The 9,427-nt window shown below is 70.5% G+C and carries 9 protein-coding genes and 2 pseudogenes; 6 read left to right on the forward strand and 5 right to left on the reverse strand.

Annotation, left to right across the window (positions count from 1 at the left end; genetic code table 11):
* Positions 1 to 231, forward strand: a pseudogene (locus tag ACKOQ4_RS03000) (nicotinate-nucleotide--dimethylbenzimidazole phosphoribosyltransferase); the annotation flags it as partial.
* Here the strand turns inward: ACKOQ4_RS03000 and ACKOQ4_RS03005 are convergent.
* Positions 134 to 394: pseudogene (locus ACKOQ4_RS03005) on the reverse strand (nicotinate-nucleotide--dimethylbenzimidazole phosphoribosyltransferase); the annotation flags it as partial. The pseudogenes ACKOQ4_RS03000 and ACKOQ4_RS03005 overlap by 98 nt on opposite strands.
* 82 nt (positions 395 to 476) lie before the next feature.
* Between ACKOQ4_RS03005 and ACKOQ4_RS03010 the strand changes: the two are divergent.
* The 3 genes from ACKOQ4_RS03010 to ACKOQ4_RS03020 are packed head-to-tail and all read left to right on the forward strand — an operon-like array spanning position 477 to position 2,977.
* Positions 477 to 1,223: an adenosylcobinamide-GDP ribazoletransferase gene (locus ACKOQ4_RS03010; protein WP_526288679.1), complete on the forward strand. Its 747-nt coding sequence runs from the start codon at positions 477 to 479 to the stop codon at positions 1,221 to 1,223.
* A 25-nt stretch (positions 1,224 to 1,248) separates the two neighbouring features.
* Entirely contained in the window at positions 1,249 to 1,689 is a 441-nt protein-coding gene (locus tag ACKOQ4_RS03015) for a pyridoxamine 5'-phosphate oxidase family protein (RefSeq protein WP_526288681.1), read from the forward strand.
* Positions 1,682 to 2,977 carry a sensor domain-containing diguanylate cyclase gene (locus ACKOQ4_RS03020; RefSeq protein ID WP_526288683.1) on the forward strand — a complete coding sequence of 432 codons (1,296 nt, stop codon included), beginning with the start codon at positions 1,682 to 1,684 and terminating at the stop codon, positions 2,975 to 2,977. Before ACKOQ4_RS03015 ends, ACKOQ4_RS03020 begins: the two co-directional genes overlap by 8 nt.
* A 46-nt stretch (positions 2,978 to 3,023) precedes the next feature.
* On the opposite strand, the gene ACKOQ4_RS03025 is transcribed toward ACKOQ4_RS03020, so the two are convergent.
* The gene (locus ACKOQ4_RS03025) at positions 3,024 to 4,130 is read right to left on the reverse strand and encodes a branched-chain amino acid aminotransferase (protein ID WP_526288685.1); all 1,107 of its coding nucleotides are present in this window, start codon (positions 4,128 to 4,130) and stop codon (positions 3,024 to 3,026) included.
* 21 nt (positions 4,131 to 4,151) lie between these two features.
* Positions 4,152 to 5,255 carry a glycine cleavage system aminomethyltransferase GcvT gene (gene gcvT, locus ACKOQ4_RS03030; RefSeq protein WP_526288695.1) on the reverse strand — a complete coding sequence of 368 codons (1,104 nt, stop codon included), beginning with the start codon at positions 5,253 to 5,255 and terminating at the stop codon, positions 4,152 to 4,154.
* Between the two features lie 51 nt (positions 5,256 to 5,306).
* Here gcvT and ACKOQ4_RS03035 point away from each other — a divergent pair, with 51 nt between their 5' ends.
* Positions 5,307 to 6,830 (forward strand): leucyl aminopeptidase, encoded by a 1,524-nt coding sequence (locus ACKOQ4_RS03035; protein ID WP_526288687.1) that lies wholly within the window; start codon positions 5,307 to 5,309, stop codon positions 6,828 to 6,830.
* Positions 6,831 to 6,882: 52 nt separating this feature from the next.
* Here the strand turns inward: ACKOQ4_RS03035 and ACKOQ4_RS03040 are convergent, their stop codons facing one another.
* Together ACKOQ4_RS03040 and ACKOQ4_RS03045 are read right to left on the reverse strand one after the other, a co-directional pair.
* Complete coding sequence (locus ACKOQ4_RS03040; protein ID WP_526288689.1) at positions 6,883 to 8,637, reverse strand: SDR family oxidoreductase; 1,755 nt, start codon at positions 8,635 to 8,637, stop codon at positions 6,883 to 6,885.
* 7 nt (positions 8,638 to 8,644) lie between these two features.
* The gene (locus tag ACKOQ4_RS03045) at positions 8,645 to 8,989 is read right to left on the reverse strand and encodes an oxidoreductase (RefSeq protein ID WP_526288691.1); all 345 of its coding nucleotides are present in this window, start codon (positions 8,987 to 8,989) and stop codon (positions 8,645 to 8,647) included.
* A gap of 152 nt (positions 8,990 to 9,141) precedes the next feature.
* Here ACKOQ4_RS03045 and ACKOQ4_RS03050 point away from each other — a divergent pair.
* The coding region (locus ACKOQ4_RS03050; RefSeq protein ID WP_526288693.1) for a biotin/lipoyl-containing protein at positions 9,142 to 9,427 on the forward strand (286 nt) is incomplete at its 3' end.

Here is a 9,427-nt window from a genome sequence, read left to right on the forward strand (position 1 = left end):
CGTGGTGCCGCAAGACCGCGGCCGTTCGCGACGCGCTCTACCGCTCCCGGGCCGTGCACACCGATCCGCTGGGGCTGCTGGGCGCCTGCGGCGGAGCCGACCTGGCCGCCATCGCCGGATTCTGCGCGCAGTCCGCCGTCCGCCGAACCCCCGTGCTGCTCGACGGCCTGGTGGTGACCGCGGCCTGCGCGCAGAATCCGGCTATGGCGGCCAGGTCGGCTCCCCCGCAGGCGGCCAGCAGCCGCAGCGGATCGCCGTGCACGGCCCGGGACCGGTAGAGCGCGTCGCGAACGGCCGCGGTCTTGCGGCACCATGCCGCGTCGTCGATCCCGGTGCCCCGGCCCACTGCCGCCACCGGTTCGACACCGGTCACCGCGGCCACCAGAGTCGTTGCCGGTCGTCAGAGCGGCGGTGGCCACCCTGTCGTCGATGGCGACCTTCACCGACGCAGGCGTCTCCGGACCCCCGAGCCGGCGTTGATGACCGGTCTGGCAAGCGCTTTCGGCTTCGCCACCGTGCTGCCGGTCGGCCGCGGTGACCGCGGGCCGGACAGCGCGACGATCACCGCCCTGCCGGTCGTCGGCGTGATCCTCGGGCTGGCAGCGGCCGCGGTGCTCTGGACCGGCAGGTGGGCTTTCGGCCCGCACAGCATGCTGGCCGGGTTGCTCGCCGTGAGCTGCCTGCTGATGCTGACCCGCGGCATCCACGTCGACGGCCTTGCCGACACCGCGGACGGCCTGGGCTGCTACGGTCCGCCGCCGCGCGCGCTGGCGGTGATGCGCGACGGGTCGACCGGTCCCTTCGGCGTCGCGGCCGTCGGTGTGGCGATCCTGGCCCAGGCCGCCGCGTTCGCAGCCCTGCCCCCGGGCGCGACCGGGGTGGCGGCCGCGGTCACCGGTGTCGCCGCCGGCCGGGTGGCCGCCGTGCTGGCCGGCAGGCGCGGAGTGCCGGCCGCACCCGGCAGCAGCCTGGGCGCCCGGGTGGCCGGCAGCCAGCGACCCGCAGCGGTCGTGGCATGGGTCGCGGCGGTGGTCGGTTTCGCGGTGCTGGCCACCGAGCGGCCCTGGCAGGGGCCCGCGGTGGTGGCGCTCGCCCTGCTCGCCTCTGCGGCGCTCGTCGGCCACTGCGTGCGCCGCTTCGGCGGGATCACCGGCGACGTCATGGGTGCGGCCGTCGAGGTGGCCACCACCGTCACGCTGATCGGACTGGCGATCCGCGCCTGATCAACCGAACCGCAAGGGGCACAGCATGCTCGGTGAACTCACCGCGTCGCAGATCGAGGAACTGCTGCACGCCGAGGTGATCGCCAGGATCGGCTGCATCGACGAGGACGGGCGGGTCTACGTCGTTCCGGTGAGTTACGCCTACGACGGGACATACCTCTGGGGACACGGGATGGACGGCGTGAAGCTTCGCGCGATGCGCTCCCACCCGGAGGTCTGCGTCGAGGTGGAGCGGGTCGATGACCTGTCCAACTGGCGCAGCGTGATCGCCCGGGGCCGGTTCGAGGAATGCCACGGCCCCGACCGCGACGCCGGGATGGCGCTGCTCGTGCGGCGGATCATGCCGCTGCTGAAGTTCCCGCCCCACCGCCCGCCGCCGGATCCGGCGGGGCCGAAGCACGGCAGTGTTTACCGGATAAAGTTATCGGAGAAGTCGGGGCGTTTCGAGGAGGTGCACGATGACTGACTCGGAGATCCCGACCGGCGATCCGCCCGATTCCCGGTGGTTCCAGCTGGTCGCCGACAGCGCCGGTTTCGTGTTCTTCATCCTCCGGATCCGCCCGGACCTCGCACTGGAGTTCGTCAACGGCGGAACACGAACCCAACTGGTGGGCCAGCGTTTCGGCACCACGCCCGCCGAGGCCGAGGCGATGGTCGAGCGGATCGACCCCGAGTCGATCGGCACCTTCGAGGCCATGCGATCGATGCGGCCCGGCCAGAGCATGTGGGTAGACCTCAAGTGGCGGCACGTCAGCGGGCGACCCGTGTACAGCCGCGGCTGGGTGCAGTGCTCGCGGCGGGCGGACAATTCGGTGGTGCTCGATGGCGCCATGCAGGACATCACCCGCGTGCACGAGATGGAAGCGGAGTTGCGCCGCTCCGAGGAGCGCCACCGGCTGCTCGCCGAGAACGCTTGGGACGTGATCTGGACGATGGCGCTGGACGGCACGATCACCTACATCAGCCCGGCCGTCGAGCGGGTGCGCGGGTTCACTCCCCAGCAGGCCATGCTCCAGACGCTCGAGGACATTCACCCGCCGGAGTCAGCCGCCGTCGTGGGCGACTACTTCGTGCGACTGTTCGCCGCCGTCGCCGGGAGAACCGAGCTGCCCGAGTTCCGCGGTGAGCTCGAGTACTTCCGCAGGGACGGCTCCATCATGATCGGTGAGCTTCAGGTGATCCCGCACATCGACGCCGACGGCAGGGTGGTGGAGATCCTCGGCGTCACACGCGATGTCAGCGAGCGCAAGCGGTTTGAGAGCGAGTTGACCGAACTGGCGGTGACGGACCCGCTGACGGGCCTGTGGAATCGCAGGCGGACCGGCGAGTTGCTCTCCGCCGACCTGGCCCGGGCACAGCGGCACGGCCAGGCGCTGACCATGCTGGTGGTGGACATCGACCGCTTCAAGGACATCAACGACAGTCACGGGCACCAGACCGGCGACCGGGTTCTGATGGAGGTCGCCAGTAGGCTGCGCGAACTCATTCGCACCACCGACGTGGTAGGCCGTTGGGGCGGTGAGGAATTCGTCATTCTGCTGCGCTACTGCGGCCTGCGCGACGGGGTCGCCGCGGCGGAGAAGCTGCGTCAGCGCATCAACGACGTACCGTTTGAGAAGCTGTTCTCACTCAGCGTCAGCATCGGTGCGGCGGAACTGCACGCCGATGATGATCTGACGTCCTGGATGGCCCGCGCCGACGCTGCGCTCTACCAGGCCAAGCGTGCCGGCCGCAACACGGTGGCGACGGGATAGCCGAGGCGTCAGCGGAGCCGGGTCGTCCAACCCCACCCGCGCAGCGTCAGCGGAGCCGGGTCATCCAACCATGCGTATCGGCGAAGGTGCCGCGCTGGATTCCGGTGAGGGTGTCGCGCAACGCCATGGTGACCTCGCCGGGTTCCCCGTCGCCGACGGTGAACTCGCCCTGGCCGTACTTGACCTGCGCCACCGGGGTGATCACCGCCGCCGTCCCGCAGGCGAACACCTCGGTGATCTCCCCCGAGGCGACACCCTTGCGCCACTCCTCGACGTCGATCTTGCGCTCCTCCACCGCGAATCCGGCGTCCCCGGCCAACTGCAGCAGCGAGTCACGGGTGATGCCGGGCAGCAGAGAACCGCTGAGCCCGGGAGTCACCAGCCGGGCCGAACCGCCACTACCGAAGACGAAGAACAGGTTCATCCCGCCCATCTCCTCGATGTAGCGGCGTTCGATGGCATCCAGCCACACCACCTGGTCGCAGCCGTGCTCGGCGGCCTCGGCCTGAGCAAGCAGTGAGGCGGCGTAGTTGCCGCCGAACTTCGCCGCGCCGGTGCCACCGGGGCTGGCGCGGACGTACTCGGTGGAAAGCCAGACGCTGACCGGTTTGATGCCGCCCTTGAAATAGGCCCCGGCCGGAGAGGCGATCACCAGGTACCGGTACTCCGCCGACGGGCGCACACCCAGGCCCGGTTCGGTGGCGATGATGAACGGCCGCAGATACAGCGACTCCTCGCCCCCGGCGCCCGGCACCCATTCGTGGTCGACGGCGATCAGCTGACGAAGGGACTCGATGAACAAGCCCTCGGGCAGCTCGGGGATGGCAAGCCGGCGCGCGGAGGCGCGCAGCCGCGCGGCGTTGGCCTCGGGGCGGAACGAGACGATCGACCCGTCGGCCCACCGGTAGGCCTTGAGGCCCTCGAAGACCTCCTGGGCGTAGTGCAGCACTATCGCCGACGGGTCCAGTTCGATCGGGCCGTAGGGCAGTACCTGGGCGTCGTGCCACCCGCGATCGTGGTTGTAGAGCAGCGAGACCATGTGGTCGGTGCAGTAGCGGCCGAAGCCGGGGTCGGCCAGGATCGCGGCCCGCTCGGCCTCGCTCGCAGGCGCGGCACTGCGCTGCACCGCGAAGTCGAGCGTGGTCTGGGGCATAGCGGGGATTCTATAACCGCGTTATCGGGTCCTGACATCGACGAACGGCGGCTTGACGACCTCACAGTCCAGCAAACGTCCCCGGACGTCGAGGCTGACCTGCGCGCCGTCGGCCACCTCGGCATCCGAGTCGATCAGGGCCAGAGCGATGCCGGCGCCGAGCGTCGGGGAAAAAGTCCCCGAGGTGGTGACCCCCACCGGCTGGGAATCCCGCAGCACCACCATCTCGGCGCGCGGCACGCCGCGGCCGGTGGCTCGGAGTCCGCGCAGCAGACGGCGGGGGCCGGCCGCCTTCTCCGCCAGCAGCGCGTCGCGGCCCCAGAAAGCATCCTTGGACCACCCGACGGCCCACCCGCATCGGGCCTGCAGCGGTGAAATCTCCAGCGACAGTTCGTGACCGTGCAGCGGGTAGCCCATCTCGGTGCGCAGCGTGTCTCGCGCACCCAGGCCCGCCAACTGCCCGCCCCGGCCTTCCACCTCGGCGGCCAGCGCATCGAACACCGTGGGTGCGGAGTCCCACGTCGGCAGCAGTTCGTACCCGTGCTCGCCGGTATAGCCGGTGCGGCACACCCGGACCGGCACGCCGTCGTAGTCGGCATCGACGTAGCCCATGTAGTCCATCTCGGCCGGAAGGCCCAGGGCGGCCAGCACCTCGGCCGATCGCGGGCCCTGTACCGCCAGCACAGCGTAGGAGCGGTGCTGGTCGGTCACCGAGATCCCCTGCGGGGCAGCCTTCTGCAACTCGGCCACCACCGCGGCGGTGTTGGCGGCGTTGGGAACCAGGAAGATCTCGTCGTCGCTGACGTAGTAGGCGATCAAGTCGTCGACCACCCCGCCGTCGGCCGCACAGCACAGCGTGTACTGGGCCTTACCCGGACCGATGCGACCCAGGTCGTTGGTGAGCGCGGAGTTGACGAAAGCCGCGGCGCCCGAACCGGAGACCAGCGCCTTGCCGAGATGACTGACGTCGAACAGTCCGACCGCCTCGCGGGTCGCGGTGTGCTCGCCGACGGTGCCCGCGTAGGACACCGGCATCAGCCACCCGCCGAACGGGGCGAAGGTGGCACCGCGATCGCGATGGCGGCTCTCCAGCGGGCCGTGCAGCAGATGGGATCCGTCGGTCACACCGTCAGTCACGGGGCCAACCCTAGTGCCCGTCCGATTAGGGTGTCGCTGGTGAGCACCCACCCCGGTTACACCGCCCCCGCCGTCACCGTCGCCACCGCCGTCCCCAAACGCCGCTCCGGATCGGCGGTCCTGCTCGTGCCGATCGTGAGCGGCCCGGGCAAGGACGCCGCACCCAAGGTCGTCGGCGGACCGTTCCTGGACGCCGAGGCCATTGGCGAGATCGAGGTGGCGCTGCGGGCGCTGGGCGCCAAGGCCGGTCCCGAGCAGCTCACCCGGCTGCATGTGCCGTCGCTTCCGGTGGGCAGCGTGCTCGCGGTCGGACTCGGGGCCCCGCGCGACGACTGGCCGGCCGAGGCGATCCGCCGCGCCTCCGGAGTTGCCGCGCGCTCGCTGAGCGGGGTGCCGACCGTCATCACCCTGCTCTCCGAACTGCATCTGGACGCGGCAATCGAAGGTCTGATCCTCGGGGCCTACCAGATGCACGAGTTTCGCTCCGAGAAGACCGCCCCCACCGAGCCCGGCCTGACGGCGATCACCGCCCTGAGCACCTCCTCCGGCGCCAGGAACCGGGCAGCCCGTTCGGTGGCGGTCGCCTCGGCGGTCGCCACTGCCCGCGATTTGGTCAATACCCCGCCCAGCCATCTGCATCCCGACGAATTCGCAAGGCGTGCAAAGCTTCTGGGTACTGACGCCGGGCTGGCCGTCGAAGTCCTCGACGAGAAGGCCTTGGCCAGGGCCGGCTACGGCGGAATCATCGGGGTGGGCAAGGGTTCGGCCAACCCGCCCCGCCTGGTCCGGCTGACCTATCGGGGCTCGAAGGGCCGCAAGGGGAAGGTCCCCAAGGTGGCGCTGATCGGCAAGGGCATCACCTTCGACACGGGTGGAATCTCGATCAAGCCGGCCGCCCAGATGCACCACATGACCTCGGATATGGCCGGAGCGGCCGCGGTGATCGCCACCATGGTGCTGATCGCGGACCAGAAGTTACCGATCGACGTCGTCGCCACCGTCCCGATGGCCGAGAACATGCCGTCGGCAACCGCCCAACGCCCCGGAGACGTGCTCACCCAGTACGGCGGCGTCACCGTGGAGGTGCTCAACACCGACGCCGAGGGCCGGCTGATCCTGGCCGACGCCATCGTGCGGGCCTGCGAGGACTCCCCCGACTACCTGATCGAGACCTCGACGCTGACCGGCGCGCAGACCGTCGCACTCGGCGCCCGCATCCCCGGGGTGATGGGCAGTGCGGAGTTCCGGGACCGGGTGGCCGCGCTGTCCCAGCGGGAGGGCGAGAACGGCTGGCCCATGCCGCTTCCCGAGGAACTCAAAGACGAACTCAAGTCCACGGTGGCCGACCTCGCCAACATCAGTTCACAGCGCTTCGCCGGGATGCTGGTGGCCGGGGTGTTCCTGAGCGAGTTCGTCGCCGAGGGCGTGCAGTGGGCCCACATCGACATCGCCGGGCCGGCCTATAACACCACCGCGCCGTGGGGATACACCCCCAAGGGCGGTACCGGGGTGCCGGTCCGGACACTGTTCGCGGCATGCGAGGACATCGCCGCGAACGGGTGAGCGGCGAAACGACACCAGCCGCGAACGGGTGAGCGGCGACACGACAGCGCCGTCACACCACGCGGCCGCGGGCGGTGCTGCGCAGCACCGGGGGAAACCACCTCGAGGTTCCGTAGAGCAGGTAGGCCTCCGGGGTCACCGGCCGGACCGCCTTCCCGCTGCGCACCGCCGCGAGGATCGCAGCGGCCACCTTCTCCGGGGGGTAGCGGCGTAGTTCGAACATCCGCTCGAGCTGGGCCCGACGGACGGGCACCGCCGAGTCACGCCCGTCGGGGGCGTGAAACCCGGTGGCCGAGACGATATTGGTGTTGATCAGCCCCGGACAGATCGTGGTCAGACCCACCCCGGCGGCGTCGAGCTCGGCGCGCAGGCAGTCGGAGAACATGTACACCGCGGCCTTGGACGTGCAGTAGGCGCTCAGCGAGCTCAGCGGCGCGTAGGCCGCCATCGAGGCGACGTTGACGATGTGCCCCCCGGTCCCCCGCTCGACAAGGCGGCGGGCGAACGACCGGCAGCCGTTGACCACACCGCCGAGGTTGACGTCGAGCACCCGGTCGAATTCCTCGGCGGGGGTATCCAGAAACGCTCCCGCGATCCCGATGCCGGCGTTGTTGACCACGATGTCGGGTACGCCGTGCTCGGCGCAGACCCGCTCGGCGAAGCGCTCCACCGCGCCGGCGTCGGCGACGTCGACCACATACGGGTGTGCCGTGCCGCCGGCAGCGTGGACCTGCGTGGCGGTTTCGGTGACACCAGCCTCGTCGATGTCACCCACCACCACCTCCGCACCCTCGGCGGCAAAGGCGAGCGCGGTGGCACGGCCTATGCCGCTACCCGCCCCGGTGACGGCAACCAGCAAGTCTCCGAAGGTCTTTCGCGGCCGGCCGACCTCGGCGCGAAGCAGCGAACGGCTCGGCGGTCCGCCGTCGATGAAGCGGACCATCTCGTCGACAGCGCCGGCCACGACGTGGGGGTGCGACATGGGTGACCAGTGTCCGGCCCGGATGTCCCGGCGCCACAGCCGCGAGACCCAGCGCGGAGTGTCCTCATAGACATGGGGCCGGACAGCGTTGTCCTCGGTGTTGACCAGCAGTTGCACCGGGACCCCGACGTAGCGGCCGCGCTGCGCCCGGGTCAGCGAGGGGAGGAAGTTGGCCCGGTAAATCCTCAGGCCGTTGACGGCGTCGGAGACGAAGCCAGGGCCCTGGTAGCGCCGTTGCGGCGGAATACCCGCGGTGATCACCCGGCGGTTGATCCAGCCGGCCAGGAACGCCCGCATCACCGCCGGTGCGATCACCGGGATCGCGAAGCCGATCATGTAGCCGAAGTGGGCGGCCTGGGCGAGAGCGCGGGCGAACCGGCGGGGCCGATAGGGGCGGGCCAGAGCCGACCGCAGGTAGATGCCGAGGTGACCCGGGTCCGGGCCGGAAATCGAGGTGTAGGACGCGACCCGGTCGGCCGCCCCGGCGCGGGTGACGAATTCCCACGCCGTCGCCGCGCCCCAGTCATGGGCGACCAGGTGGACCTTGTCGGCGGGAGCCAGTTGGGAGATGACGGCGCCGAGGTCGTCCGCCAGGGTCGTCAGCCGGTAGGAGGCGACGTCGCGGGGCACCGCCGACTCGCCGGCTCCGCGGTTGTCGTAGCGGACCACCCGGTATCTGTCGGCCAGCAGTTCGACCACGCCGTCCCACAGCACGTGCGAGTCCGGCCAGCCGTGCACGAAGACGACGACCGGCCCTCGCGGATTGCCCTCCTGGTAGACCGCGATGCGGGTCCCGTCGGTCGATTCGATGTGGCGAGCCGGCATCCGATGATTATTGCCCGTCGAGTTCGCCACGCAGGGTGCGGCGGCGCTCGATGCGCCTGCGGGCGTCGAAGTCGCGCATCCGCTGCGGATAGCCCACCTTGAGGACGTCGTAGACCGGGATGCCCAGGCGTTGCCCGACGCGCCGGGCCCCGGCGGGTCCGCCCGCGGGCCGACGGGTCCACTGGCCGTCGGAGGCCACCAGCACCACCGTCATCGGGGTGACCGCGGTCTGCGGTTCGACGTAGGCCTCAACCCCGGAGCGGGCGGCGGCCCACTCGCTGAGGTAGCGCAGGTCGGGAACGGCCTGCGAGTCGCCCCGCCGCTTCCGGCGGATCCTGTCGAACAGGCCCAACGCCGCCGTCTCCTCTCGGGTTGCCGCTCTTTCGATGGTGCCAGAGCGATCGAGCTTTGCGCTTACGCGCCGATGCGGGGCCCGACAATGACAGGATTGGGCTACCACGCTGTGGTAAGCCAGAGGTCGATCGACGACAGGAGTCAACTCACATGGCCGTCTCCGTCCAGATGCCCGCACTCGGCGAGAGCGTCACCGAAGGCACCGTGACCCGCTGGCTCAAACAGGAGGGTGACACCGTCACCGCGGACGAGCCGTTGCTGGAGGTCTCCACCGACAAGGTCGACACCGAAATCCCGGCACCGGCGTCGGGGGTGTTGAGCAGGATCATCGCGCACGAGGACGACACCGTCGCCGTCGGCGGGGAACTGGCCGTGATCTCCGAGGCCGGCGGCTCGGGGGCGCTGGCGGCCGGCGCCGGAGCGGCCGGCGCGGACT

The organism is Mycobacterium sp. (assembly GCF_046095365.1).
Lineage (GTDB): Bacteria > Actinomycetota > Actinomycetes > Mycobacteriales > Mycobacteriaceae > Mycobacterium.